At 58.2% G+C, this 23,365-nt stretch carries 26 protein-coding genes and 2 tRNA genes; 14 read left to right on the plus strand and 14 right to left on the minus strand.

Features of this window, described 5'->3' with window-relative positions:
• Window positions 1-30: 30 nt before the first annotated feature.
• The 3 genes from ilvA to GSF67_RS04560 all read left to right on the plus strand — a co-directional run bounded on the left by ilvA (window position 31) and on the right by GSF67_RS04560 (window position 3,174).
• Complete coding sequence (ilvA, locus tag GSF67_RS04550) at window positions 31-1,305, plus strand: threonine ammonia-lyase (RefSeq protein ID WP_006312785.1); 1,275 nt, start codon at window positions 31-33, stop codon at window positions 1,303-1,305.
• Between the two features lie 74 nt (window positions 1,306-1,379).
• On the plus strand, window positions 1,380-1,691 hold the full coding sequence (locus GSF67_RS04555; RefSeq protein WP_006312784.1) for an HlyU family transcriptional regulator: 312 nt from the start codon (window positions 1,380-1,382) through the stop codon (window positions 1,689-1,691).
• Between the two features lie 217 nt (window positions 1,692-1,908).
• Window positions 1,909-3,174, plus strand: coding sequence for a diguanylate cyclase (locus tag GSF67_RS04560; protein ID WP_006312783.1), 1,266 nt, complete (start codon window positions 1,909-1,911; stop codon window positions 3,172-3,174).
• A 39-nt stretch (window positions 3,175-3,213) separates the two neighbouring features.
• Here GSF67_RS04560 and GSF67_RS04565 read toward each other — a convergent pair whose 3' ends face one another.
• Window positions 3,214-3,831 (minus strand): FMN-dependent NADH-azoreductase, encoded by a 618-nt coding sequence (locus tag GSF67_RS04565; RefSeq protein ID WP_006312782.1) that lies wholly within the window; start codon window positions 3,829-3,831, stop codon window positions 3,214-3,216.
• Between the two features lie 150 nt (window positions 3,832-3,981).
• Between GSF67_RS04565 and GSF67_RS04570 the strand changes: the two genes are divergently transcribed.
• Entirely contained in the window at window positions 3,982-4,950 is a 969-nt protein-coding gene (locus GSF67_RS04570; protein ID WP_006312781.1) for a LysR family transcriptional regulator, read from the plus strand.
• 195 nt (window positions 4,951-5,145) lie between these two features.
• Here GSF67_RS04570 and GSF67_RS04575 read toward each other — a convergent pair whose 3' ends face one another.
• The 3 genes from GSF67_RS04575 to GSF67_RS04585 all read right to left on the minus strand — a co-directional run bounded on the left by GSF67_RS04575 (window position 5,146) and on the right by GSF67_RS04585 (window position 8,221).
• Complete coding sequence (locus GSF67_RS04575; protein WP_006312780.1) at window positions 5,146-7,134, minus strand: bifunctional 2',3'-cyclic-nucleotide 2'-phosphodiesterase/3'-nucleotidase; 1,989 nt, start codon at window positions 7,132-7,134, stop codon at window positions 5,146-5,148.
• A 184-nt stretch (window positions 7,135-7,318) separates the two neighbouring features.
• The gene (locus tag GSF67_RS04580; RefSeq protein WP_010972652.1) at window positions 7,319-7,654 is read right to left on the minus strand and encodes a PilZ domain-containing protein; all 336 of its coding nucleotides are present in this window, start codon (window positions 7,652-7,654) and stop codon (window positions 7,319-7,321) included.
• Window positions 7,655-7,753: 99 nt separating this feature from the next.
• A complete protein-coding gene (locus tag GSF67_RS04585) occupies window positions 7,754-8,221 on the minus strand; it encodes a DUF1203 domain-containing protein (protein WP_006312778.1) in 468 nt (155 codons plus the stop codon).
• A 163-nt stretch (window positions 8,222-8,384) separates the two neighbouring features.
• Between GSF67_RS04585 and GSF67_RS04590 the strand changes: the two genes are divergently transcribed.
• Window positions 8,385-9,269: a DUF4344 domain-containing metallopeptidase gene (locus GSF67_RS04590; RefSeq protein ID WP_006312777.1), complete on the plus strand. Its 885-nt coding sequence runs from the start codon at window positions 8,385-8,387 to the stop codon at window positions 9,267-9,269.
• 51 nt (window positions 9,270-9,320) lie between these two features.
• The gene (locus GSF67_RS04595) at window positions 9,321-9,965 is read left to right on the plus strand and encodes a dihydrofolate reductase family protein (RefSeq protein WP_035215248.1); all 645 of its coding nucleotides are present in this window, start codon (window positions 9,321-9,323) and stop codon (window positions 9,963-9,965) included.
• A 134-nt stretch (window positions 9,966-10,099) separates the two neighbouring features.
• Here the strand turns inward: GSF67_RS04595 and sseA are convergent, their stop codons facing one another.
• The 4 genes from sseA to GSF67_RS04615 form a co-directional block, all read right to left on the minus strand.
• Window positions 10,100-11,521 carry a 3-mercaptopyruvate sulfurtransferase gene (sseA, locus tag GSF67_RS04600; RefSeq protein ID WP_006312775.1) on the minus strand — a complete coding sequence of 474 codons (1,422 nt, stop codon included), beginning with the start codon at window positions 11,519-11,521 and terminating at the stop codon, window positions 10,100-10,102.
• Window positions 11,522-11,537: 16 nt separating this feature from the next.
• Window positions 11,538-12,275, minus strand: coding sequence for an alanyl-tRNA editing protein (locus GSF67_RS04605; RefSeq protein ID WP_006312774.1), 738 nt, complete (start codon window positions 12,273-12,275; stop codon window positions 11,538-11,540).
• Between the two features lie 12 nt (window positions 12,276-12,287).
• Window positions 12,288-13,325 (minus strand): cysteine synthase A, encoded by a 1,038-nt coding sequence (locus tag GSF67_RS04610; RefSeq protein ID WP_006312773.1) that lies wholly within the window; start codon window positions 13,323-13,325, stop codon window positions 12,288-12,290.
• Window positions 13,326-13,447: 122 nt separating this feature from the next.
• The gene (locus GSF67_RS04615; protein WP_006312771.1) at window positions 13,448-14,887 is read right to left on the minus strand and encodes a deoxyribodipyrimidine photo-lyase; all 1,440 of its coding nucleotides are present in this window, start codon (window positions 14,885-14,887) and stop codon (window positions 13,448-13,450) included.
• A 188-nt stretch (window positions 14,888-15,075) separates the two neighbouring features.
• On the opposite strand from GSF67_RS04615, the gene GSF67_RS04620 reads away from it, so the two are divergent.
• The 3 genes from GSF67_RS04620 (at window position 15,076) to GSF67_RS04630 (ending at window position 16,621) form a co-directional block, all read left to right on the plus strand.
• A complete protein-coding gene (locus GSF67_RS04620; protein ID WP_006312770.1) occupies window positions 15,076-15,357 on the plus strand; it encodes a DUF982 domain-containing protein in 282 nt (93 codons plus the stop codon).
• Between the two features lie 149 nt (window positions 15,358-15,506).
• Complete coding sequence (locus tag GSF67_RS04625; RefSeq protein WP_035215237.1) at window positions 15,507-16,064, plus strand: methylated-DNA--[protein]-cysteine S-methyltransferase; 558 nt, start codon at window positions 15,507-15,509, stop codon at window positions 16,062-16,064.
• 113 nt (window positions 16,065-16,177) lie between these two features.
• Window positions 16,178-16,621 carry a TIGR02594 family protein gene (locus GSF67_RS04630; RefSeq protein WP_035215217.1) on the plus strand — a complete coding sequence of 148 codons (444 nt, stop codon included), beginning with the start codon at window positions 16,178-16,180 and terminating at the stop codon, window positions 16,619-16,621.
• A gap of 66 nt (window positions 16,622-16,687) precedes the next feature.
• Here GSF67_RS04630 and GSF67_RS04635 read toward each other — a convergent pair whose 3' ends face one another.
• Window positions 16,688-16,927, minus strand: a complete 240-nt coding sequence (locus tag GSF67_RS04635; RefSeq protein ID WP_006312767.1) for a hypothetical protein — start codon at window positions 16,925-16,927, stop codon at window positions 16,688-16,690.
• 168 nt (window positions 16,928-17,095) lie between these two features.
• Between GSF67_RS04635 and GSF67_RS04640 the strand changes: the two genes are divergently transcribed.
• Window positions 17,096-17,500 (plus strand): DUF2934 domain-containing protein, encoded by a 405-nt coding sequence (locus tag GSF67_RS04640; protein WP_006312766.1) that lies wholly within the window; start codon window positions 17,096-17,098, stop codon window positions 17,498-17,500.
• Window positions 17,501-18,470: 970 nt separating this feature from the next.
• Here the strand turns inward: GSF67_RS04640 and GSF67_RS04645 are convergent.
• A tRNA-Asn gene (locus tag GSF67_RS04645) sits at window positions 18,471-18,545 on the minus strand.
• Window positions 18,546-18,721: 176 nt separating this feature from the next.
• Between GSF67_RS04645 and GSF67_RS04650 the strand changes: the two genes are divergently transcribed.
• Window positions 18,722-18,997 carry a hypothetical protein gene (locus tag GSF67_RS04650; RefSeq protein WP_006312764.1) on the plus strand — a complete coding sequence of 92 codons (276 nt, stop codon included), beginning with the start codon at window positions 18,722-18,724 and terminating at the stop codon, window positions 18,995-18,997.
• 5 nt (window positions 18,998-19,002) lie between these two features.
• Here GSF67_RS04650 and GSF67_RS04655 read toward each other — a convergent pair whose 3' ends face one another.
• Entirely contained in the window at window positions 19,003-19,647 is a 645-nt protein-coding gene (locus tag GSF67_RS04655) for an exopolysaccharide biosynthesis protein (protein ID WP_006312763.1), read from the minus strand.
• 508 nt (window positions 19,648-20,155) lie between these two features.
• Between GSF67_RS04655 and GSF67_RS04660 the strand changes: the two genes are divergently transcribed.
• Window positions 20,156-20,743, plus strand: coding sequence for a YqaA family protein (locus tag GSF67_RS04660; RefSeq protein ID WP_006312762.1), 588 nt, complete (start codon window positions 20,156-20,158; stop codon window positions 20,741-20,743).
• Between the two features lie 138 nt (window positions 20,744-20,881).
• A complete protein-coding gene (locus tag GSF67_RS04665) occupies window positions 20,882-21,436 on the plus strand; it encodes a dual specificity protein phosphatase family protein (protein WP_006312761.1) in 555 nt (184 codons plus the stop codon).
• 211 nt (window positions 21,437-21,647) lie between these two features.
• On the opposite strand, the gene GSF67_RS04670 is transcribed toward GSF67_RS04665, so the two are convergent.
• The 3 genes from GSF67_RS04670 to GSF67_RS04680 all read right to left on the minus strand — a co-directional run bounded on the left by GSF67_RS04670 (window position 21,648) and on the right by GSF67_RS04680 (window position 22,539).
• Window positions 21,648-21,851: a hypothetical protein gene (locus tag GSF67_RS04670; RefSeq protein WP_006312757.1), complete on the minus strand. Its 204-nt coding sequence runs from the start codon at window positions 21,849-21,851 to the stop codon at window positions 21,648-21,650.
• Window positions 21,852-22,063: 212 nt separating this feature from the next.
• The gene (locus tag GSF67_RS04675; protein WP_006312756.1) at window positions 22,064-22,324 is read right to left on the minus strand and encodes a hypothetical protein; all 261 of its coding nucleotides are present in this window, start codon (window positions 22,322-22,324) and stop codon (window positions 22,064-22,066) included.
• Window positions 22,325-22,462: 138 nt separating this feature from the next.
• Window positions 22,463-22,539, minus strand: a tRNA-Pro gene (locus tag GSF67_RS04680).
• Window positions 22,540-22,767: 228 nt separating this feature from the next.
• Here GSF67_RS04680 and GSF67_RS04685 point away from each other — a divergent pair.
• Complete coding sequence (locus GSF67_RS04685) at window positions 22,768-23,304, plus strand: DUF1269 domain-containing protein (RefSeq protein WP_006312755.1); 537 nt, start codon at window positions 22,768-22,770, stop codon at window positions 23,302-23,304.
• The last annotated feature ends 61 nt before the right edge of the window (window positions 23,305-23,365 follow it).

The raw sequence follows: 23,365 nt of genomic DNA on the forward strand, positions 1-23,365 counted from the left end.
ACGCCTTCCTATGGCATAGCGGGTGCCATTATGAATTTCAATGGATTGACTATCGTGGACAAGCAGCTTGTGGAAGCAGCGCGGCGGGAAGTGCGGGAAATATTCCCGGAAACGCCGCTGCAGTTGAATGAACATCTCAGCCGTCGGTATGGCGCGTCGATTTGGCTGAAGCGTGAGGATCTGTCCCCGGTTCGTTCCTACAAGATTAGAGGCGCATTCAATTTTCTCCGCAAGGCGGTGGCCAAGGCTGGCAAAGACAAGGTTTTCGTCTGCGCGTCCGCCGGCAACCACGCCCAGGGCTTTGCTTTCGCCTGCCGCCATTTCGGCGTTCACGGCGTGGTTTTCATGCCGGTGACGACACCGCAGCAGAAGATCGAAAAAACCCGCATCTTTGGCGGAGAGTTCATCAAGATCCGTCTGGTGGGCGATATCTTCGACCAGTGTTACGCCGCTGCGCGTCAGCATGTGCAGGACAATGACGGCTACATGGTTCCGCCCTTTGACCATCAGGATATTATCGAAGGCCAGGCGACGGTCGCCGCCGAGATCATGGACCAGCTGCCCGAAGGCACCAAACCTGACATCGTCGTGATGCCTGTCGGTGGTGGCGGTCTTTCGGCCGGCCTCACCGGGTTTCTGGCCGGCACGGTGAAGAAGGAGAACTTCGTGTTCTGCGAGCCGGAAGGCGCGCCCAGCCTGAAGAAGAGCCTGGAACGTGGCGAACCGGTGACGCTGAACAAGGTCGACAATTTTGTCGATGGTGCCGCCGTTGCCCGCATCGGCGACCTGAACTTCAAGGCGCTGAAGGATTTTCCGGCCGAGCAGGTGATGCTCATCCCGGAAAATGCGATCTGCGTGACGATCATCGAGATGCTGAACTTAGAAGGCGTGGTGCTGGAGCCTGCGGGCGCCCTGTCCATCGCCGCGCTGGAAAGGCTCGGCCGCGAGAGGCTGGAAGGCAAGACGGTCATCGCCGTGGTCTCCGGCGGTAATTTCGATTTCGAGCGCCTGCCGGACGTCAAGGAACGCGCCATGCGTTACACCGGCGTGAAGAAGTACTTCATCCTGCGCCTGCCGCAGCGCCCCGGCGCGCTGCGCGATTTCCTCAACCTGCTCGGTCCGGACGACGATATCGCCCGTTTCGAATATCTGAAGAAATCCGCCCGCAATTTCGGCTCGATCCTGATCGGCATCGAAACCAATGCGCAGGAAAACTTCGCGGGGCTTCTGGAGCGCTTCGAGGCAGCCGGTCTCGGCTATGAGGATATTACCGAAAACGACATCCTGTCGAACCTGATCATCTGATCGGGAACGGATGACAGGGAAGGGCAGATCACCTCCGCCCTTCAAACGTGATATTGATTGAGGGAGTGAAAGCCATGGCATCGTTTTTTTCCAAAATCCTCTCGGCCTTCGGCTCCGGCCAGCCGTCTTCCGACGCGCCGCAGAAGGTGGCGCAGGCCGAGCCGCATGCGCATGGCGACTATCTGATCTATGCGACCCCGATCAAGGAAGGCGGCCAGTTCCGCCTGGCGGGCCGTATCGAAAAAAAGGCCGGTGACGAAGTGCTGGTGCATGAATTCGTGCGCGCCGATGTCTTCACCAGCCTGGACGATGCGGTGGAGTTCACGATCCGCAAGGCGAAACTCATCATCGATCAGAACGGCGCATCACTTTTCCCAGGAAAATGATGACGTTTTCTTGCTCCGGACATTAAGATTCCGTTGTTTGCTTCGGCCTATCGTTTCTAGAGCATTTCCAGCAAAAGTGTACTCGGTTTTGCGTCCGGAAATGCGCAGAACAAAGAGTTAGAGCAATTCCGGTGAACCGCGTTCACAGCAATTGCTCTAGAGGGCGTGGAGTCGCGTCAATCAACCAGCGCGATATGGATCGATAGGGCGTGTGCCGATGCAATGGGCAAATCTGGCCCTCTTTCTGACGGAGGCCATCGTCTATTTTTCGGTAATGACGGCATTCCTTCATTACCGGCATATTCTCGGCATCGGTGTTTTTCTCACCGCGCTGGGCGTCATGCATTTCCTTGAAACCTATCTCGCCGCCGTTTTTTACGTGCAGCTGCCCTTTGGCGTGGCATCGCCCGGCTCCTCGATCCTTTTTGCCGGCAAGCTGATGATGATCCTCATGCTCTATATGCGCGAGGATGCCGCCGTGGTTCGACAGCCGATATACGGCCTGTTTCTCGGCAATATAGTGACCGTCATCATGGCGCAGATCATCCGTTTTCACCAAACGGTGGCGATCGTTCCCGGCCAGTCGGTCAGTACCGGCTTTCTCGATGAGATGGGCATCCTGATGGTCTGGGGAACCAGCCTTCTCTACATCGATGCCATCGCCATCATCCTGTTTTACGAGAAGCTCGGACGTTATCTGCAGCGCCATATCGTGCTGCGCTTCGCGATCTGCGGCGTCGTTATCCTGAGCTTCGATCAGGCGGGTTTTTATGGGGCGCTGCGGTTGTTGTTCAACGCACCTGTTGATGTCTTTTACGATGGCTGGAAGGCGAAGATGGCGGCGGTCGGCATCTATTCGCTGCTCTTTGCCACCTATCTCTGGCTGACAGCGGCCAAGGGCCGCTTTCTGACACGCCGCAGTGTTGCCGATGTCTTCAACGACTTGACCTTCCGGGAACGCTATGAGGAGCTTTTGTCCCGCTCGGGACGCGATATGCTGACCGGCGTATCGGACCGCGCCCGCATGGAACTTGATGCGCCCTCCCTCGTCGTGGAGTGCCTGGAGAAGCGGCGGCCGGTCAGCGTGCTGATCGTCGATATCGACCATTTCAAGACCGTCAACGACACGTTCGGGCACCTGCAGGGCGATGAGATCTTGCGGGAATTCGCCGCTGTACTGAAACGCGCTGTGCAGCCGCTGGGACATCTTTACCGTTTCGGCGGCGAGGAATTCGTAGCGCTCCTGCCGGCGATGACGCATGAAACAGCGCTCGCATTTTCGGCCAGTCTCCGGGTGGCGGTCCTCGCGGAGCTGCAACGGCCGGACGGTTCGCCGCTGACTGTCAGTATCGGCGTCGCTACCGCCTTCGAGGATGGGCAGCTTTTCCGCGCGCTTTTATCGGAGGCCGATGCGCGGCTCTACGCGGCAAAAAATAACGGCCGGGACCAGGTCCACGGCCGTCATGGCATGTGGGTCGGCTGATACAGGCGATAGCCCGCATCAGCCTTCATTCAACGGGAATCAGGCGGCCTGCGCCAGTTCTTCGACCTTGGCTTCGGCAGCAGCAACGGCCTTTTCGACGGCTTCCGGGCCGAACGCCAGGCCTTCGACATAGATGACTTCCACGTCAGTCATGCCCATGAAGCCAAGAACGGTCTTGAGGTAGGGAACGGCGTGGTTCATCGAAACGGCCGGGCCTTCGGAATAAACGCCGGCAGCAGCAAGCACGATATAGACCTTCTTGCCAGTGGCGAGGCCAACCGGGCCGGTTTCGGTGTATTTGAAGGTCTGTCCGGCGCGGGCGACATTGTCGATCCACGACTTCAAGCCGGAATAGATGTTGAAGTTGATGAGGCCGGTGCCGATGACGACCGTGTCGGCGGCCAGAAGCTCGGTGACGAGCTTGTCGGAGTAATCGGCAGCAACCGATTCTTCGGCCGTGCGCTGGTCGGCGGGCTTGCGGATCGCGGCGGTCTTGACGGTGTCGAGATGCGGGATCGGATCAGCGGCGAGATCGCGGTGGACAAGGGTGTTGGAAGCCGACTTGGCCTTCAGCTTGCCAGCCAGTTCACCGGCGAACTTGTTCGAAACGGACTCGTCGCCGCGCGGGCTGGAGGTGATGAGCAGAATGTTGGACATGGTCTTTTCCTTGCTTATGCGATGAATTGACGGGCGCCTTGGGAGGGCGGGAGAGCACGATGCCCTGCCTTTGCGCTCTATATGAAAAATTACTGCCATCAAGAAAACCGTGATAATGTGGAAGCAATCTATCGATGAAATGGATGGCACATGGACGCGAACCCGACGCTCGATCAATTGCAGGTGTTTTTGACGGTTGCCGAGACCGGAAGTTTTTCTGCTGCCGCACGAGCGCTCAATCGCGCCCAGTCGGTTGTCAGCTACACCATCGCCAATCTTGAGGCACAGCTTGAGGTGGTTCTGTTCGAGCGCAACGGCGTGCGCCAGCCCAAGCTGACCGATGAGGGCCGCGCCATGCTGGAGGATGCAAGGCGCATCGTTGCCGGTTTGCAGGAAATGCGTGCGCGCGCCAAGGGGCTGAAGCAGGGCCTTGAAGCGGAGCTTTCCGTCGCCATCAGCACCATGGTGCCGGCTGAGGCAGTCGTCGCCGTGTTGCGGGATTTTCGCGAACAGTTCCCCACCGTCACGCTCAGCCTCAATGTCGGCGAGCTGGGCATGGTCATGGATATGGTGCTTTCCCGAAAGGCCGGCATCGGCATCGGCGGGGCGGTGTTGCGCCAGGACGATGACCTCGTCATGGAAAAGGTTGGCCATTCCTTCATGTTGCCGGTGGTTGCGGCCGATCACCCGCTGGCGCAGATCGAACGGCCACTGGTTCTCGCTGATGTGCGCGAGGAAGTTCAACTCGTGGTGACGGATGCCTCGGGCCTGACCAAGGGACGGGATTTCAACGTGCTGTCCTACAAGACATGGCGCGTCAGCGACATCGCCACCAAATACCAGCTCATCAAGGGTGGCCTCGGCTGGGGCGGTCTGCCTGCCTCGATCGTGCGTAATGATCTCACCAATGGCAGCCTGAAGGCGCTTGAACTCGAAGCCTATGAGCAGGGCGAATATCCGCTCTTCACGCTGCGGCGCGTCGATTCACCGGCGGGACCCGCCGGCCAATGGCTCGCGCAAGCTTTCCAAGAGCGCCTGTCGGCCTGCCCGAACCACAAGGATTTCAACGGGATGCTGGAGGCGAGCAAGCAGAGAACAATGGCTGTCGCCGCAGAGTGACATTGGCTGCAGCCACAACCGTTATATCTGGATCGAGAAGGTGCCGCTTGCTTCTCCTCCCCGGCAGGGAGATGGAACAAGCGGCGGCGTAGGGCCCTTGCCTCGGCGCGATCACCGCACGGCGATAGTCGGTCTGGCGCATCGGTTCTGAAGAAGCGCTCTCCCGCCGATATATCACCGGGAGAGCCGTGTTCCCTAGAGAACCAGACGGAACTTCGCGAAACCTTCCGCACCGTCACCAGCATCCTCGATTTTCGCGCCCTTGATTTCCGCCGCATAGTGGCGGCCTTTGGGACCGGTCTCGAAGATTGCCGTGGTATTGGCCACCGGTGCAAACGACCAGTTGGCATCCGCGGACGGATTGATGGTGCCCTGATCGATGATATAGCGCACGATCACGTCGCGGTTGGTATCGGGCGCTACGAAGATCACCTTGTCGCCGGCGATGTCGGGGAATTTACCGCCGCCGCTCGCGCGGTAATTATTGGTGGCCACCACGAATTTCTGCTCGGGATCGATCGGCTTGCCGTTGAACTGGAGGTTCACGATGCGGTTGCTGTCGGGATTGACCGCCTTGCCGTCCTTGTCGAATTTCGCCGGTTTGGAAATGTCGATCTGATAGGTGACACCGTCGATCACATCGAAATTATAGGACGGGAAGTCGGCGTTGAGCAACGGCGCGTCCTTGGCACCGGCCTCCACCGTGTTGAACATGCCGGCCGACATTTCCAGCCAGTTCTTCACCTGCGCGCCGTTGATCAGCACCGCCTGCACCGTGTTGGGATAGAGATAGAGGTCGGCGACGTTCTTGATGGCGATGTCACCGGCGGGGACATCGGTATAATAATCCGCGCCGCCGCGACCGCCAGACTTGAAGGGCGCTGCTGCGGAGAGCACCGGCAGATCCTTATATTGCCCTTCCTTCAGCATATCCTTGATGTACCAGGTCTGGGCGTTGGAGACGATCTGCACGGACGGATCATCAGCCACCAGCGCGAAATAGGAGTAGAGCGGCGCGGACGTCTTGCCGACGGGACGGCGCACATAGGCAAGCGCTGCCTCGTGGTCAGCCTTGGCGGCGGCGAGAACCTCCTGCTTGTCAGTGAAATCGGCGACGACCTTGCGACTGTCATCGCGGTGATAGATCGGCCGGGCCTCAGAGGTGAAGTCGACGATCTTCCAGCTCTTGCCATCCTTTTCGAGCAAGAGGTCGATGAGGCCCATATGCGAGCCCCAGAAACCGGCCATGACCGCCGGCTTGCCCATCAGCGTGCCCTTGACCGCATCAGCACCCTCGATGCCGTCCCAGGTCTTCGGACCGGGGAAGACAAGATGCTGGTGGCCGGTGAAGATGGCATCGATGCCTTCGACGGCGGCCAGATAAAGCGAGGCGTTTTCCATGCGCTCCGTCTGGCCCTTGCCGTCGATACCGGAATGGGAAAGGGCGATGATGATATCGGCGCCTTCTTCCTTCATGACAGGCACCCAGGCTTTCGCCGCCTCGACGATGTCGCGCGTCTGGGCCTTGCCCTCGAGATTCTTGGAATCCCACATCATGATCTGCGGCGGCACGAAGCCAATGATGCCGACCTTGACCGGGCTCGTCACGCCGCCGCCATCGCGGATCTGCTTTTCCAGAATGACATAGGGCTTGAAGAACAGCTCGTCGTTTTTTGGATCGGAAGCGAGCTGGCCCTTGGTGAGGTTGGCGCAGACATAGGGGAAACCGGCGCCCGCCAGCGTGTTCGACATATAGTCGAGACCGTAATTGAATTCGTGGTTGCCAAGCGTGCCGCAATCATAGCCCAGCACGTTCATGGCGTTGATGACCGGATGCTTGTCGCCGGCCTTCATGCCGCGCTCATAGGCGATATAGTCGCCGAGCGGGTTGCCCTGCAGAAAGTCGCCATTATCCACCAGCATCGAGTTTCCGGCCTCGGCGCGGATCTTGTCGATGATCGAGGCGGTGCGCGAAAGTCCCATCGTGTCGTTCGGCTTGTCGGCGTAATAATCATAGGGAAAGACGTGAACATGGATGTCAGTCGTTTCCATGATGCGCAGATGCGCCTGATTGGCCGCTGCGCGTGCGGCAAAGGGATGCAGCAACACCAGTGCCGAAGAGGCCGCAATGCCGCCGAGAAGCGAACGGCGGGTGATGGGGTGGAGAGCGAGAAGCGACGACATGGGAACTCCTTCGGATGAAGCTTGCTCTGTCAGGAAAACGACAGGGTAGAAGCAATCGCCGAGGAGTCCATCACCAAAATGACAAGCCCGTGACAGTCGGGCCTGTTTTCAACCGTTTGATAAATTTTTTTGTCAGGGAAGCGCGACGGACATGTCGGCGCATTCTGGTTTCGGCACCAAGCGATCAGCGGGCGAGGGTCGGTTTCACTTCTTCGTGGAAGAAGCGGAAATAGGAGGTGAGTTGCGCCAGCGTGTTGGTGGAAAGCTTCAGCTGCAGGCCGAGGCGGTTCTGGTGCTGCCACTGCACCACACCCTCGATGAAGCCCAGATCGTCGCTCTGCACCTTGACCCGGCTGCCCTTGGCGGCGGCGAAAGGTCCGTCCAGTTCGAGTGCCATGCCGGTGGCGGAAAGATCAACCACACGGCCGCGGGTGGACTGGCTGAAATAAAACACCGTCGCGAAGATCCTCGTCTTGCTGCGGGCTGCACTGCGGGTCGCCATATTGAGGTTGTTTGTCATGTTGCTGCTCAAATCAATTTGTTTCCGATACCATGCATCATGCTGCGGAAAGCTTGAGAGCCATTTAGTTCTTCAGTTAAAATTGCAGGTAATTGCCGATTATGCTGTATCGATACGGCACTGATAGCAATTGTTGCGGGCGGAGCGCACATGTACATAAGCGACATCCGCACGCTCAAGAAGATGCCGCGCCCGCGACACGATCTCACCCGTCGCAGTCACCGCGCCGGTGCCGTAGACGATGCGGTCGTCGGCTCCATATCCGCGCACGATATAATCCGGGCTGTCCAGCATCGGCGGAACGGCCGCCGTCTGCGGATAACGCTTACATGCTTGCGCATGCAGAAAGACCGGCCCGGTTTCCGCATAGGGTTGAAGCGAGTGAAAGGGCCGGTAGGCGAGGATCAGCATCGCTTCGCCTTCACCGATCTGCGACAGGCAGTGGCGGCAGGGCATGCCGCCCGGCGAAACGGCCTTTTCCGGCATGAGGCCATAGGCGTCGGGAGCACCCGCCCGGAAGGCCTCAGCTTCCTTAGCCGGCATTGCAGTGAAGACGAGATCGGTCATGGCGGGGCCTCTTGGATTGGGATCGGCGTTGCTTGTTTGCAGCTATGATCCCGAAATGGAGCACTATCCACCCGATTCTTGACAAGTGATGCAACCAGCCCATTGCGTGACTCGTTAGCTTCGGGAATCAGTGGCGCTCCTCGTTTCCGGAAGGTCTGATTTTATGTTGCGTCGTTTTCTGGCCGCCGTTCCGCTGGCTTTCGTCTCATTGACGCTTCCGATCGAGGCGGGCGCGCAGGTTGCCTCCGGTCTTGATGGCCTCTCAGACGATCAACTGCAGCAGTCGGTCAATTTCGTCATCGGCAACGCGATCTTCTCGCTCTATCATGAGGGTGCGCGCATGCTGATTTCGGATTTCGGGACGGCGGAGACCGCAAGCGTCCAGTCGCCGGCCGATCAGCTGGCCGGCACGCTGATTCTCCAGGCGAACGAGGAATGGCTCGATACCGCACTCGTCAATGCCACCGACAGCTGGTATCTGGCGCGCGAGGCGGAGACCTTGCCCGAGCATGAGGCCCCCGTTTTTTCCGCGCTGGTGCCGGACAGGAGCCGGGATCGCAACATGGCCTGCCTGATGGTGGGCCGCGACAAGGACGGTTATGGCGATCTGGCCGCGATGATGGGGCTTCCCAATACCGAATTCGACAAATGTGTTGCCGCCTATCCGAGTGTAGCCTCGGCCTGGGAGAATTTCCTCGCTCCTCACCGCAGCCAGACACCCTCGAAATTTTCCGTCAGCTACGTACCGCCGCGCGATCCGGAACTCGAGCCTTATGCCATCATGGTCAAGGAATCGAAGGTTCTCGATCTCATCAGCCGTAGTTTCGGTGGTTATGGCCTGAAGGGCGATGTGAAGCTGACGGCCAAGTCCTGCGGCCGCCCCGATGTCTACTGGTCGGCCGAAAAGCGCGAAATCACCTATTGCTACGAGCTTGGTAAATTCCAGGCGGAGCTGATCGCCGATCATCTCCTGAACAGTGTCACGGAAGACAAGGGCGCGGCCGGTGGGCAGATCCCCACGGCCGTCAATCTGGAACGCGAAATCTGAGGTCGGTTGCCGGACGCTGGTGAGCTGGCCTCGCTGATGGAGGAGAATGCCATGCCGAAGGTCGTCGTTCGCAATTTCGCCATTTCGCTTGACGGATATGGCGCAGGACCAGACCAGAGCCTGCAGAACCCCTTGGGCGTTAAGGGCGAAGAGCTGCACCAATGGGCCTTCAAGACCCGCACCTTCCACCGCATGTTCGGCAAGGAGGGTGGCTCGACCGGGACGGACGAGAATTTTTCCGAAAAGAGCTTCGAGAATATCGGCGCCTGGGTTCTAGGACGTAACATGTTCGGCCCTGTGCGCGGTGCATGGCCGGATGATAGCTGGAAGGGCTGGTGGGGCGAGGAACCGCCTTATCATGTCCCAGTCTTCGTTCTCACCCACCATGCGCGCTCTTCCTTCACCATGAAGGGCGGCACGGAATTCCATTTCGTCACCGATGGCATCGAGGCAGCGCTCGATCGGGCGCTCACGGCGGCGAATGGCAAGGATGTCCGCATTGGCGGCGGCGTCTCGACCATCCGGCAATATATGGCGGCGGGCATGATCGATGAGTTGCATCTGGCGCTTGCACCGGTGTTTCTCGGCAAGGGAGAGCAGCTTTTCGAAGGGCTGGATTTGCCAGCACTCGGTTATCGCTGTACGGGAACGGTGGCGGGTGAGGGCGCAACGCATCTGATTATCGAGAAGGTTTGATTGCTGCTCATAGGCTTTACGTGCTGAGGTTTCCGTCCACCCTCATTCCTGTGACGAGCACAGGAATGAGGGAGTGGGGTCGGGCGCACCCTAATTGAGAGCGGTATATGCGGCAGGCTGGGAGAGCTACACCCTCAGTTACGCAGCGAAATTTCCAGAAGCTCCGTATCGGCAAGCGGTTCCACCCAGGCCTCATAGGTGCCGACGGGCGAGAAGCCCATCATCTGGTAAAGCTGCAATGCGCGCGGATGGTCGAGCGTATTCGTGGTCACCGTCACCCGCTGCGGATTGTCCTGCCAGGCGGCGTAAAGCGCCTGCAGAAGGAACCATTTGCCGACGCCGGCGCCGATCGCCTCTTCGAGCAGCCCGAAATAGGAAAGCTCGGTCACTTCGTCGCTCGCCTTGTTCAGTTCGAAGAAACCGGCGGGCGCGCCGTTCATATAGAGAACCGTGACGCTGTTTTTCGGATCGCGCAGGATGGCGGAAAGCTCGGCATCGCTCATGCGCATGCGCTTCTGCCAATGCCAGCGTTTCCCCACCCGCCAGTAGAGATAGCGGTAGAAGTGCAGGGGGATATTGTTGACCCGCATCAGCGCCGTCTGGAGGTTGACCGGGATCGGCAGGCTGACCTTTGGCGGTGCGGTCATTTCCAGCTGTGTCACATGCGCCTTCAGCGGGCCATGGGAAATGACGGGCAGGGGATCGGCAGCGCCGGTGACGACGGGCGTATCTTCCAGCCCACCCCATTCCGACCAGGAGCCGTCATAGAGCGAATTATCGTGATGACCAAGCGATTCCAGCGCCAGCGTAACGACGGCGGCGGTGACGCCCGAGCCGCAGCTTGTGACCACGGGCTTGGAAAGATCGATGCCGGCATCGGTGACCATCTTGCGGATGGCGGTCAGATCCTTGAAGTGACCGTTTTCGGAAAAGGCCGTCGCAGGCAGGCTGCGCGCGCCCGGCATGTGGCCGGAGCGCATGCCGGCACGCGGTTCGGCCTCGTCGCCGGTGAAACGTCCGGCGCCCCGGGCATCGGCAATCTGCTTTTCACCGCTGTCGACGATACCGCGCATGGTCGATAGCGAGGTCACGCGCTTGTCGTTGAAATCGGGTGTGAAGGTGGCGGGTTCGATCTCCGGCGTGCCGGTTTCAAGCGGCCGGCCTTCGCGTTTCCAGCCGTCGAGGCCGCCATCCAGCACATAGGCCTTGCGCACGCCCATCACCCGCAGCATCCACCACACACGCGGCGCGGAGAAGAAACCGGGGCCGTCATAGACCACGATCGTATCATTCTCGCTAAGACCAAGTTCGCCGGCCTCTTGCGCAAAGAATTCCGGCGAGGGCAGGGAATGCGGCAGGCCGGTCGTGTGATCGGCGATCTTGTCCTGGTCGAAGAACACGGCACCCGGCAGGTGGCCGGCGGCATATTCCTCCGCGCCATTGCGCTTGTGCGCCGGCAGATACCAGGACGCATCAACGACACGAAACCCGGCCGTGCCGAGTTGTTTTTCCACCCAGTCCGCCGAAACGACGAAACGGCTCTTATCCGTGCTCACGATGTCTCTCCTGATTTCAGGCAGCAGCTTCAGGCGCGCCGAAACGAATGCGGAACCGCCTGTTCTCCTTGCCCTTCTTTTCTATCTTGGCAATGTGAATATCGCCGACTTCCTGCGTTTCGGAAACATGGGTGCCGCCGCAGGGCTGGCTGTCGATGCTGGAATTCTCGCCGATGCACACGAGGCTGACCCGGCCGAGGCCCATTGGCGGGCGCACATTCTTGGATTTGACGATGCCCGGATTGGCCTGCAACTCCTCGTCGGTGATCCATTGCAGGAAAACCGGATGGTTGGCTTTCACCAGCTCCATCAGCTTGGCCGTCACTTCATCCTTGTCGATGGTCTCCGACATGTCGAAATCGACACGCGATTCGTCCTCGCCGACCGCCGCACCGGTGATCGGCCACTGGCAGACAACGGAGAGCAAATGGCAGGCAGTGTGCATGCGCATCAGCTTGTAGCGACGCGGCCAGTCCACATGCAGGGTCAGCTTCTCGCCGATCTCGGGGGAAGGCTGGCCTTCGAGTGGCACATGGACGATCACGCTCTTGTCGGCACCGTTTCTGGTGATGCCAAGCTCGATGCGGGAACCGTCTGCCCGCTCGAGAAAGCCGCTATCGCCGGGCTGGCCGCCGGATGTGGCGTAAAAGCAGGTCTGGTCCAGTTCGATGCCGCCATCCTCATGCACCGCCGTGACGATCGCTTCTGCGGTAGAAAGATAAAAATCGTCACGGAACAGGGCATTCACAGGCATTTCGGCATGTCCTCAAACGGTTTCGTAGGGAACCGGAATCTCGCTCTTGGTCGCCAGCCACTGCGGCACGGGAAGCCCCTTGGAGCGCAGGAAATCCGGATTGAAGAGCTTCGACTGATAACGATTACCGTAGTCGCACAGTATCGTCACGATTGTATGCCCCGGACCGAGCTCACGGGCAAGGCGGATTGCGCCGGCAATGTTGATGCCTGAAGACCCACCTAGGCACAGGCCTTCTTTCGTGACCAGATCGAACAGCACCGGCAGCGCTTCCGCATCCGAAATACGATAGGAGAAATCCGGTGCGAACCCTTCCAGATTGGCGGTGATGCGCCCCTGTCCGATGCCTTCGGTAATGGAGGAGCCTTCGGACTTCAGGACGCCGTGTTTGTAAAATTCATAAAGGGCGGCACCTTCGGGGTCAGCAAGGCCGATCTTGATATCAGGGTTGAAATCGCGCAGGCCGTCGGCGACGCCGGCCAGTGTTCCGCCCGAACCGACCGAGCAAATAAAACCATCGACTTTGCCATCCGTCTGGTCCCAGATTTCGGGCGCCGTCGTTTCGATATGCGCCTGCCGGTTGGCGATATTGTCGAACTGGTTGGCCCAGATCGCGCCGTTCTCATCGGTTGCCGCAAGCTGTTTTGCAAGCCGGCCGGAGACCTTTACGTAATTGTTCGGGTTGGAATAGGGAGCGGCCGGCACTTCGACCAGCTTGGCGCCGAGAAGCTTCAGCGCGTCCTTCTTCTCCTGGCTCTGCGTCTCGGGAATGACGATCACCGTCTTGTAGCCGAGCGCATTGGCGACCAGCGACAGGCCGATGCCGGTATTTCCGGCCGTGCCTTCCACGATGGTGCCGCCCGGGCGCAATTGGCCGCGCCGTTCGGCGTCGCGGATGATGTAGAGCGCTGCACGATCCTTCACCGACTGGCCGGGATTGAGGAATTCCGCCTTGCCGAGGATTTCGCACCCCGTCGCTTCAGAGGCAGCCTTCAGACGGATGAGCGGCGTGTTGCCGATTGCACTGAGCGCAGAGGAATGAATGGTCATGATCGAGCCTTCTTGTCTGAGCGGAAATTAGGTGCCGTTATGTCCTGTTACAACCGCCTCAAGGCAAGAAATTATCTTCCCGGCTTCGGCTTAGCCACGCAAAATTTTGCCGATACCCAGTTTTATGTGGTCTTCTTCACTGCGGCATAGGCGGCAAGCGCTCTTTCCCGCGCTTTTCCATGGTCAACGATCGGTAGCGGATAGGTCTTGCCGAGTTCGACGCCCGCCTTTTTGAGCACATCTTTGGGCGCTTCGAACGGCTTGTGGATGTATTTCCGCTCGAGCTTTTCAAGCTCGGGCACGAACCGGCGCACATAATCACCATCGCCGTCGAATTTCTCTCCCTGCAATATGGGGTTGAAGATACGGAAGAACGGCGAGGCATCCGCCCCCGAACCTGCCACCCATTGCCAGTTGGCGGCGTTGGAGGCGGGATCGGCGTCAACGAGCGTGTCGCGGAACCACTTCTCGCCCTTCCGCCAGTCGATCAGCAGGTGTTTGATGAGGAAGGACGCCACGATCATGCGCACCCGGTTATGCATGATGCCATGTTGCCACAATTGTCGCATGCCGGCATCGACGATCGGGTAACCCGTCATGCCGCGCGTCCACGCCTTGAAGGACGTCTCATCATCCCGCCATGGAAATGCGTCGAAACTGTCGTTCCAGTTCTTCTCGTCCAGCTCCGGGAAATGGAACAGCAGATGGTAGCAGAATTCCCGCCAGACGATTTCCTTGCGGAAACGGCTGATATCGTTGGAGGCGATATGTCGCGAAAGCCCTTTCGTGGCGTGCCAGACGGCCGCCGGCGATATCTCACCCGCGGCAAGATGCGATGAAAGCAGCGACGTCGCGGGTTTTGCCGGAAAATCCCGGCCTTCTTCATAACCTTTCAGGGCACCATCGATGAAATCGTCGAGTTTGTCCTTCGCACCGTTCTCGCCGGGGGTCCAGATATCACTGAAATCCTTTGCCCAGTCCGGCTTGGTGGGTAGCAGCTTCCAGTCGGCGAGTTTCTCGGACTTCGGCCACACCTCTGGCGCCTTGAGGCTCTTGGGCGCATCCGCCGGCGCATGGGGCTCTTCGCCCCCCTCCAGCGCCCGCCGGAATGGCGTATAGACGCGGTAAGGCCCGCCCGATTTCGTCTGCAGCCGCGATGGCTCATGCAGCAGTTGGCCGGAGAAGCTTTGAACCGTCAGCCCGTCGTCCCGCAGCTTCTGTTTGAACGCCTTGTCGGTGGCCATGCCGGTCGGATCATAACGGCGGTTCCAGACCACGGTGTCTGCCCCGGTTTCGGATATCAGGTCACGCAGTATCCTCTCTGCATCGCCGCTTGCGAGCACCAGGCGGCCGCCGGCTTTTTCAAGCGAGGAGGAGAGAGCGGCAAGCGAATGGTGGAGCCACCATTCCTGCGCACCCCCTAAGGGACCGGCGGATTTTTCCCTGATGTAGACCGGAATAACTGGCCCGCCATGCTCCACTGCGGCGAGCAAAGCAAGATTGTCAGAAAGACGCAGATCCTTGCGGAACCAGACGATGACGGGGGCGGTTTTTAGCGACATGAGAGGTCCCGGTTCACTTCCGCTTGAACGAGTGTTGAACCGCTTTGTTCCGCAAATCGGCTACAATGAGAAGACGGGGCACATGGTTTTTCGAGGGTTATTTTTTCGCTCTTGAAACCACAGGCGGAGGGAACCAACTGGAGGAGCCGGCGTTTGTCGCGGGTTAATGAAGCATGGAAGTGCAATCAATGTTGCTGAATGATGTTAAGTGGGAAAAGCCCGTTACCATATCCCTTCAAAACGGTGCTCCCCGGATTTTCAACGGCGTTTACGAAGCCTTCGATTTTCTCCAGCACGAATGGCCTGCGCGCGGCGACAGGGCGCATGAGCAGGCGTTGCGCCTGTGCCGCGCCTCGCTGATGGGCGACGTGGCGGGTGAAATCGCCCGCACCGCCTTTGTCGCCGCCAGCCGGCAGGCGCATTGCCTGATGGAGGACAATGCGGAGGCACCGAATACGATCGCATCCTGAACGTATTCACGACCGATGCACTGGAAGGCCACCCGGCAAAATCGGGTGGCCTTATTTTTTTGAGATAGGCTTTTTGGGAGATCAGGAAACGGGTTGTTTCGGACGCAGGATATGGCATCGTGTGCGCCCGAAAACGGATGATGAATGCGATGACCAACCATTACGGCTATATTGTTTTTCCCACAGCGCTCGGCCATTGCGGCCTCGCATGGGGAAGGCGTGGCATCGCCCGTCTGCAATTGCCTAGCGCCGACGCCGGCGAAACCGAAAAGCTTCTCCTGCGACGTCTGCCGTCATCCACGATTGCGGTGCCGGAAACACGCACGCGCGAAGTGATCGCGATGGTCACCCGTTATTTCGGCGGCGAGGCGATCGATTTCACCACCGTGGAGCTCGATCTGGCCGGGCAGGAGCGCTTCTTCCTCGATGTCTACGCGGTTGCGCGGCAGATCGGCTGGGGCCGCACGACGACCTATGGCGGCATCGTGAAAGACCTCGGCCTCAGCATGGAAAAAGCCCGCGATGTCGGTCAGGCCATGGCGAAAAATCCGGTGCCGCTCATCATTCCCTGCCACCGTGTTCTGGCCGCCGGCGGCAGGCTCGGCGGCTTCTCCGCACCGGGCGGAACCACCACCAAATTGCGGATGCTCGATCTTGAAAATTCCGGCCGCAGCCGCGCCGATGAGGCGCAGGGCAGCCTGTTTTAAAGCAATGACAGATCAGTGCGCATGAATAGGCGTCTGATTTTTGCCCATTTCTCGTCAAATTGTCGCTAAATTGTCACAATACACGAGCGCCCTCTAACACAAGGGCGAGACGTTTGAGAGTATCCGTGTTAATTCTATCCGTTGCTTTGTCTTTTACAGTCGTGGCATCAGCCTCGGCAGGCATGCTGAACCAGGCAGAAAAATACACCGGACTGCATGAGTCCAAGAACAATAAGAGCCTCAAGAATATTCTTGGCGCAAATCCGCGCAGCACCCCTTGGTGTGGCCTTTTCCTTCATGCCGTCGCTAGCAAGGCAGGCCGGCAGTCTCCCAAATCCTTTGGATTTGCGAAATCCTGGACATCTTTCGGTTATGCCGTTCCGGTCAACCAGGCCAAACCCGGCGATGTCGTCGTCATTCGCAACGGCCGTGGTTATCATGCCGGCATTCTGAAGAGCATGAGCGGCAAGACGGCCCAGATACTCGGCGGCAACCAGTCCGGCCGGGTGCAGGTCTCCAATTTCAACCGCAAGGCCATCGTTTCTGTCCGCCGCTAAAGACGCGGCAGCAGCATATTTTCTGATAAAGGCGGGCTCTGACCCGCCTTATTCATTTCAAGACGCTTATGGCTGCTCCCTGACGCCAGGTGCCGCCTCGCGCTGGTCGTCGTCCTCAAGGTCCGTGGCGACGATGAAGGCATCCTCGTGCTGTCTAGCTGCCTGCCGGCGGGCGCGCAGGTTCATCGATTCATCCGGATAAATCTCTCCGTCCTTGCCCTTCAGTTCACTGTCTGTCTCGAAGCGTGCCACGTCCTCATCGCGAATGTCGAGCGGTTCGGTTTCAGGCTTTTTCGGGGTGGTCATGAAATTATCTCCTGCGGGTTTCTGCAGGACAAACGATCCCAGGTCGATGACGGTTCCCTTCACGCGGAAATGCGCATTCGTTGGGGGCCTGTGCGGAACAAACTCTGGCTTTTTCTGTTTTTTCAGTGGCACAATCGAAACCGGTGCAACAGGAAGAGGAGGTCCGTTATGAGCCATGACCGCGAAGCCGCAATCCGTGAAAAAGCGCGCGCAATATGGGAGAGGGAAGGAAGACCCGACGGGCATCATGAAAGACACTGGATAGAGGCGGAACGGCAGCTCTCCGCAGAAGCGGAAGCAGCAAAGTCTAAAAGCGGGAATGGCGTGAAGAAATCCGCTGCCGCGAAGACTTCGACGGAGAAGGCGCCCGCAAAGAAGACGCCAGCGAAAAAGGCGCCCGCAGCAAAAGCCAAATCCCCGGCGGTGAAATCGCTTGAGAAGGAACAGAAGTCTGGGAAAAACAACAAGGAAGACGATCTGACCGAGAGCCTTGAGGAGAGCTTTCCTGCCAGTGATCCGCCAGCGCTGACCAACGCCGCGAAGGCGACGAAACGGGCGGTCAAGAAAAGCTGATCGTCTGACCGGCGTTTGACTGGGCAGAGACAAAGATCCCCGGGTAGGATCGGACAAATTGCGGCTGTGCGGCGTGTTCAACGAGATACGCGCAGCTGGCGTCATTGGCCGACAGTCACTCAGTTCCTGCCGCGAAGCGCATCTACGGCTCGGCCGGTCACTTGGGCCGGCCAAAACTAACGGTGCGGTCGTTAACGGACAATCACGCCGTACATCTGAGTGTCAGAGGGCCCGCGGGGACGGTAACGATAATCACCGCGGTAATCTCGGCGATCGCGCCATTCTCTCTGGTGTCGCCAGTCTCGGCGGTCATAGTCGCGATAATATCTGTCTCGATCATAGGAACGATAAGAGATGCCAGACGAGTAATACCCGCCCGTCCGGTATCCACTGTCGTCAACGCATCCGCTCAGGATGCCGACTGATACAAGGCAGATTGCTGCGGTTAGAAGCTTCATGATCTCGTCTCCCAATGAGCGACTTTAACGCGCCCTGATCTGCTCAGTTCCATTGCCCTGAGAGTGGGACTGTCGTGCTGAACCGCGGCTGAACAAATTTACTTCCGCGATTAGCGCAACACAGCGCCATAACCACAATCAGGAGGACAACATGGCTCGGGAACGCTTTCCTCCGTTCTCGACCCTATGTTTTTGGCGAGGAGGGCGGCTGGTCTATGCCAAACCGGCCCGCGGTTGTTGCGGAGCATATGAAGGCAATGATGCTGGAAAAGGTCACCAGAAATCTACCGTCGGTCCTGCCAGATACCGCGCAATGAATCTTTCAGCACCTATTTTGAAACATCTTCCGACTTCGTCCGTTTCCCACGTGTAAACGGAAATGTAGCCAAAAAGTATCTGAAATAGCAGCAACAGAATTGGTGAAAGACACCGTCTCGCGAGTATGTGCTAGGTCAGTGGATTATTGCGATGGGATAATGAGCGGTATGTTACTTTTCTCATTCGTAGAAAAGTGGCTCCCCGGGCCGGATTCGAACCGGCGACCTGTCGATTAACAGTCGAATGCTCTACCGCTGAGCTACCAGGGAACGTACGCCGCTTGGCGCGGTGTGAGCGGGGTAATACAAATGCTTTTCCGATTTGCCAAGCGGTTTTTTCAAAAAAAACGCATTCCTCTTGTTTTATCTCGCCGGAGTCCCGATTTTCCGGGCTTATCGGCACTGAAAAAATTATCCACAGGCCAGATCAAAAAGGGCAGCAGGGAATGAAATTCGGTATGGACCACAGGACGGGTCGCCTCAACGTCGGAAAATGGAGCCTTGCCATGCCGCGCTCGCGCGTCGGCAGGATCGCCACCGGTTCCGCTCTGGTGGTTGGCGGAACGCTTGGGTTTTTGCCCATCCTCGGTTTCTGGATGATTCCGCTCGGTCTCATCGTACTCTCGCATGATCTGCCGGCGGTGCGACGCAGGCGGCGGCGGCTGACGGTGTGGTGGGCATCGCGGCAGAACCGCCGCGAGACCCGCAACAGGGACCGCTGAAGGGCTTAGCTGCCGATAGAGCTGCTGATGCCCTGTCCGGCCCAGAAAGCGGCATATGCGAGCGCGGTAAAATAAATCACCGTCAGTCCCAGAAACAGATAACCGCCGAGCACGGTGACGCCATCCCTCTGGATCATGCCGGCCGAAAGAAGCAGGATCGCGACGCCAGGCAATGTGTTGGAAAAGGGAATGAAGCCAAGCGGCATCATCAGCAGCACACCCGCCGTCATCAGCGCGAGCCCGTTTATCCGATTTGTGACGACGCCTGTCGTCAGGGCTGGAATGCGCGGGCGGATATAACCATCGAGCTTGGAGACGATCGCGACGCCTTTCTGCAGCGCGGGAACAAGCTTTGCCGTTTCCATCTCGCGGTCGAGGATTTTTGCCGGCAGCCATGGCATGCGGTTCAGCGTGATTGCCAGGCTGACAAGGATGATTGCCGCACCAAAGACCGTGCTGACGCCCGGAATGGAAACCGGAATGAGAAATGGCAGCGACGCGATCGCGCAGATAAGCAAAAGGCCCTGTTCGCCGATCGCTTCCATCAACTCGCGCAACGTGATCGTCTGGCCCTGCAGTTTTGCTATCAGCTTTTCAAGCGTCGTGCTGAGCTTTTCAGACGTGTCAGTGAATGCGAATTCGTTCGTCATGCGACTTCCCGGGAGTTGTTTTACCTCCGGGGTTGATAACATTCATCCGGCCCAATGCCTATCACCGATAGAAACGCAGCCTTCACATTTGGTCGAGTGATCCCGGTAAGATCAGTGCGAAACCCAGCTGCTGTAGGCGCCTGCGAGAAGAACCACCAGCAGTATGACAAGTATGACCGGATTGATTGATGTAACGAAGCTTACATATTCCATGATAACTTCCTCCTCATTCCTCCACCTCTCATTCTACGGCAAAAGGGCGAGTTAATCTACCGCAGGCTGAAATTTCGCATTGCAGCAACCGGCTTTGCTGGGAGCTGGAAATGCTTGGCTTTATGATTTTTTGCGATGCAAAAATAAATTTTCCAACATTTGCCATTCTGTTGCGTTGTGTCTAATCCTCATCCGCAAGCCGGGCGCGCTGGCCTTCGGTTTGCGATCGACAAGCCGCGTGAAGCACCACCGATATGCCTGCCTCCCTTCGCAACATTCTTTCCGGGGACACTAAATGCTGAAAAACATCTATGCCTGGACGATGGCGCTCGCCGCGCGCAAAACCGCCGTGTGGTGGCTGGCAATCGTCGCTTTCGTGGAAAGCTCGGTTTTCGTCGTGCCTGCGGATGTGCTTTTCCTGCCCATGGTGCTGGCCAAGCCGAAAAAGGCGATGTTTTATGCGCTCGTGGCCACCGTCGCTTCGGTTCTCGGCGGCATTGCCGGCTGGTTTCTCGGCCACTATGCCTTTGAAAGCATCGCCCGGCCCATTCTTGAATTTTACGGCAAGCTCGACAGCTTCGAGCAATTGAAAAACTCGGTGAACTACGAAACCATCGTTCTTCTGCTGGTGACCTCGGGGCTCGCGCATCTGCCGCCCATCAAGGTCGTGACGATCCTCTCCGGCGCGGCCAATATCAGCCTCGGCCTGTTCATTCTTTCGGCCATCGTCGCACGCGGTGCCCGCTTTTTCATCCTCGCCGGATTGCTGCAGCGATACGGGGAATCGGTGCGCCACTTCATCGAAAAACGTCTCGGTGCCATAACTGCCGCCGCCGCTGCTGCCCTCATCGCCATCTATGCGGTTTACGTTTTCGTGCGTTGATCAAACGCAATTTTTTCACTCTTACAATACTGTCGCATATCTTTCAGCTTACTGTCAGAATCTACATGTATCCGTTCTCTCGTCCAATGAGGGAACCGTTTTATTATGCGAAGATTCTGGAAGTGCTCGCTTTGGGGCATGGGTTTTGTTGTGCTTGCGGCAGGCGGTTACCTCTACGCAATCCAGCTCCTCGGTAATTTTCACGAGGTTGTCGCGGGACAGTTTTATCGCTCCAACCAGCCCAGCAGTGAAGAGCTGGTTCGTTATACCGAGGATCACGGAATAAAGACCGTGATCAATCTGCGCGGTTCCAACGAAGCGGAGAGCTGGTATCGCGACGAGGTGGAAACGTCGAAGAAGCTCGGCCTGAACCACATCGATTTCGGCATGTCGGCCAGCCGGGAGCTGGACATGAATCAGGTCAACCAGTTGGTTGCCATCATGCGCGATGCGCCTAAACCCATTCTCATCCATTGCAAGTCGGGCGCGGACAGAACCGGGCTTGCGACGGCGCTCTATCTTAGCCGCGTCGCACGTCTCGGTGAAGAGGAAGCGGAGAGCCAACTTTCCATTCGTTATGGACATGTCAGCATTCCCTACCTTTCCGCAGCTTACGCCATGGACCGCACCTGGGAAAATGCGGAAAAAATGCCGATCACTGACGACTTCGCCATCGCATCCAACGAATATTGAGCACGGCTTCAGGCCTGCGTCGCAGCGGATGCCGTCGCCCTTCTTTATCCCTAAATCCAATTAGCGGCTATGTTGCCCTGAAATTGCCCCTTCGTCCTGTGGTCTAACGTCGACAGGGCGGGGGCTTTTGCCTGAATGCGTAACGGCTCCATCATGCAGGCTTGCCTGCGTCAGGGGCGCCTGCCAGGGGCCGCCTGCGAAGATGGTAATTTTAATCTCGCCCCGTGCCGGGCTTCCATCCGCGTGTATATCCTTTTCCCATGATGGCGACGGCAAGGGAAAGTTGTTCCTGCAAATGCTCGATTTCGCCGAGAAGGGCCTCGATGGCCGCCTTCGCATCGCCGTCGTGACACTGGATAACGTATCCCGCGATGTCGTCAGGCCTGATGGGGATGATTTTTTCAGCGTCGGGCATATTGGGTGACCTCTCTTTTGTTCACTAAATGTTCTAATTTTAGCAGAGAGTCAACAAGGCAATGTGCGCCGTCCTTCCACGGTCGGCCAGGTTGAAATTGAGCTCATATTTTCGGGGATTTAACCGGAGAACGCCTGAGCAAAGGACGATGGAGCCAATGGCCAGCGGGGGACTTGAGCCCAAACTCCAAGGTTTAGTGTCACCGATTCCCGTCAATGCACCGATGGATCCTCGCCATCCAGAAAGCTGCGAATCCCATCTTTCTCGCAGGTGGCCAGGAATTCTTCCCAGGCGTCCTTGTCGGTCGCGAAAGGCTCGTCCCAGGTGGTGACGTCGTCGTGCTCGCTGATAACCTCGAGCGTCCAGTCCTGCTGGGTGCCGGCGGGCCGGTAGATATCAACGAGAACGGTGATACCGTCATCCTCAAACTCGCCCGAGAATTCCGAGTGTTCTATTTTTGGTTCTTTTGCCATCTCAGCACACCTGATTATCAAGGCTTGGACAAATGCACACCCGAAACGGGTCTTTTCAATTCGCGCATAGCGCCGTCTACAGATAGCTGAAACAAATATAGCCAGCTCTGGGGGAACTGGCTATCTATCTGATTTTAATGGTCGGAGCGGCGGGATTCGAACCCACGACCCCTTGACCCCCAGTCAAGTGCGCTACCGGGCTGCGCTACGCTCCGAACCTGAAAGCCGTTTATATATAAGCCTGTTAGGGCGCAAGTGGAAAATGGTCTTTTCATAAAAAAAGGATCAAAGGGTGTGGATGGCCGGGGAGGCCGGAAACGGGCAATGCCTCCTCCAGATGAACAACCGTCAAACGCTTGACATATCCTCTTCCCATCATGGCCGGAACAAGCCACCTTGTTTGGCGTTCAATCGCAACGGAATTGAAACTCAGGGAGACAACCATGTCCGAACTCGTCGTTGTTGGTTTTGACGGAACGGAAGAGGCCGATCGGGTCCTTCTGAAGCTTGCAGGTCTGAAAAAGGAATATCTGGTCGATCTGGAAGATGCCGTGGTCGTCGTCCGTGATGAAAACGGCAAGGTGCATCTGAAACAGAGCGTCAATCTGACGGCAATCGGCGCAAGCTCCGGTTTCCTGTCCGGCGGCCTGTGGGGCGGTCTCGTCGGCCTGCTATTCCTCAATCCGCTGGCGGGCTTTGCCATTGGCGGGGCGATTGGCGCCGGCACGGGCGCACTGGCGGGGTCGCTTACGGATTTCGGCATCGATGACGATTTCATCAAGTCGCTGGGTGAGACCATTCCGAATGGCTCCTCGGCGCTCTTCGTGCTGATCCGCAAGGTGCAGCCGGAAAAGGTGCTGGCCGAACTGGAAGGCCTGCGTGGGCGCGTCATCAAGACCTCGCTGTCGCCGGAGCAGGAGGCACAGCTGCAAAAGGCGCTGTCCGGCGGAGGCGAACCGGCTGCCGCGCCAGCGGTCTGAAGGAGCACACCAACAACACTGCGGCATGGTCCTCCATGCCGCAGTGTTTCGTTCGGGGTGC

It is taken from the genome of Agrobacterium sp. CGMCC 11546, assembly GCF_013365515.1.
In the GTDB taxonomy this organism is placed as follows: domain Bacteria; phylum Pseudomonadota; class Alphaproteobacteria; order Rhizobiales; family Rhizobiaceae; genus Agrobacterium; species Agrobacterium fabrum.

Bases quoted from the DNA above. Each gene is read 5' to 3' on its own strand.
- ilvA (WP_006312785.1), top strand. From the start codon at position 31: ATGAATTTCAATGGATTGACTATCGTGGACAAGCAGCTTGTGGAAGCA.
- GSF67_RS04555 (WP_006312784.1), top strand. From the start codon at position 1,380: ATGGCATCGTTTTTTTCCAAAATCCTCTCGGCCTTCGGCTCCGGCCAG.
- GSF67_RS04560 (WP_006312783.1), top strand. From the start codon at position 1,909: ATGCAATGGGCAAATCTGGCCCTCTTTCTGACGGAGGCCATCGTCTAT.
- GSF67_RS04565 (WP_006312782.1), bottom strand. From the start codon at position 3,831: ATGTCCAACATTCTGCTCATCACCTCCAGCCCGCGCGGCGACGAGTCC.
- GSF67_RS04570 (WP_006312781.1), top strand. From the start codon at position 3,982: ATGGACGCGAACCCGACGCTCGATCAATTGCAGGTGTTTTTGACGGTT.
- GSF67_RS04575 (WP_006312780.1), bottom strand. From the start codon at position 7,134: ATGTCGTCGCTTCTCGCTCTCCACCCCATCACCCGCCGTTCGCTTCTC.
- GSF67_RS04580 (WP_010972652.1), bottom strand. From the start codon at position 7,654: ATGACAAACAACCTCAATATGGCGACCCGCAGTGCAGCCCGCAGCAAG.
- GSF67_RS04585 (WP_006312778.1), bottom strand. From the start codon at position 8,221: ATGACCGATCTCGTCTTCACTGCAATGCCGGCTAAGGAAGCTGAGGCC.
- GSF67_RS04590 (WP_006312777.1), top strand. From the start codon at position 8,385: ATGTTGCGTCGTTTTCTGGCCGCCGTTCCGCTGGCTTTCGTCTCATTG.
- GSF67_RS04595 (WP_035215248.1), top strand. From the start codon at position 9,321: ATGCCGAAGGTCGTCGTTCGCAATTTCGCCATTTCGCTTGACGGATAT.
- GSF67_RS04605 (WP_006312774.1), bottom strand. From the start codon at position 12,275: ATGCCTGTGAATGCCCTGTTCCGTGACGATTTTTATCTTTCTACCGCA.
- GSF67_RS04610 (WP_006312773.1), bottom strand. From the start codon at position 13,325: ATGACCATTCATTCCTCTGCGCTCAGTGCAATCGGCAACACGCCGCTC.
- GSF67_RS04615 (WP_006312771.1), bottom strand. From the start codon at position 14,887: ATGTCGCTAAAAACCGCCCCCGTCATCGTCTGGTTCCGCAAGGATCTG.
- GSF67_RS04620 (WP_006312770.1), top strand. From the start codon at position 15,076: ATGTTGCTGAATGATGTTAAGTGGGAAAAGCCCGTTACCATATCCCTT.
- GSF67_RS04625 (WP_035215237.1), top strand. From the start codon at position 15,507: ATGACCAACCATTACGGCTATATTGTTTTTCCCACAGCGCTCGGCCAT.
- GSF67_RS04635 (WP_006312767.1), bottom strand. From the start codon at position 16,927: ATGACCACCCCGAAAAAGCCTGAAACCGAACCGCTCGACATTCGCGAT.
- GSF67_RS04640 (WP_006312766.1), top strand. From the start codon at position 17,096: ATGAGCCATGACCGCGAAGCCGCAATCCGTGAAAAAGCGCGCGCAATA.
- GSF67_RS04650 (WP_006312764.1), top strand. From the start codon at position 18,722: ATGAAATTCGGTATGGACCACAGGACGGGTCGCCTCAACGTCGGAAAA.
- GSF67_RS04655 (WP_006312763.1), bottom strand. From the start codon at position 19,647: ATGACGAACGAATTCGCATTCACTGACACGTCTGAAAAGCTCAGCACG.
- GSF67_RS04660 (WP_006312762.1), top strand. From the start codon at position 20,156: ATGCTGAAAAACATCTATGCCTGGACGATGGCGCTCGCCGCGCGCAAA.
- GSF67_RS04665 (WP_006312761.1), top strand. From the start codon at position 20,882: ATGGGTTTTGTTGTGCTTGCGGCAGGCGGTTACCTCTACGCAATCCAG.
- GSF67_RS04670 (WP_006312757.1), bottom strand. From the start codon at position 21,851: ATGCCCGACGCTGAAAAAATCATCCCCATCAGGCCTGACGACATCGCG.
- GSF67_RS04675 (WP_006312756.1), bottom strand. From the start codon at position 22,324: ATGGCAAAAGAACCAAAAATAGAACACTCGGAATTCTCGGGCGAGTTT.
- GSF67_RS04685 (WP_006312755.1), top strand. From the start codon at position 22,768: ATGTCCGAACTCGTCGTTGTTGGTTTTGACGGAACGGAAGAGGCCGAT.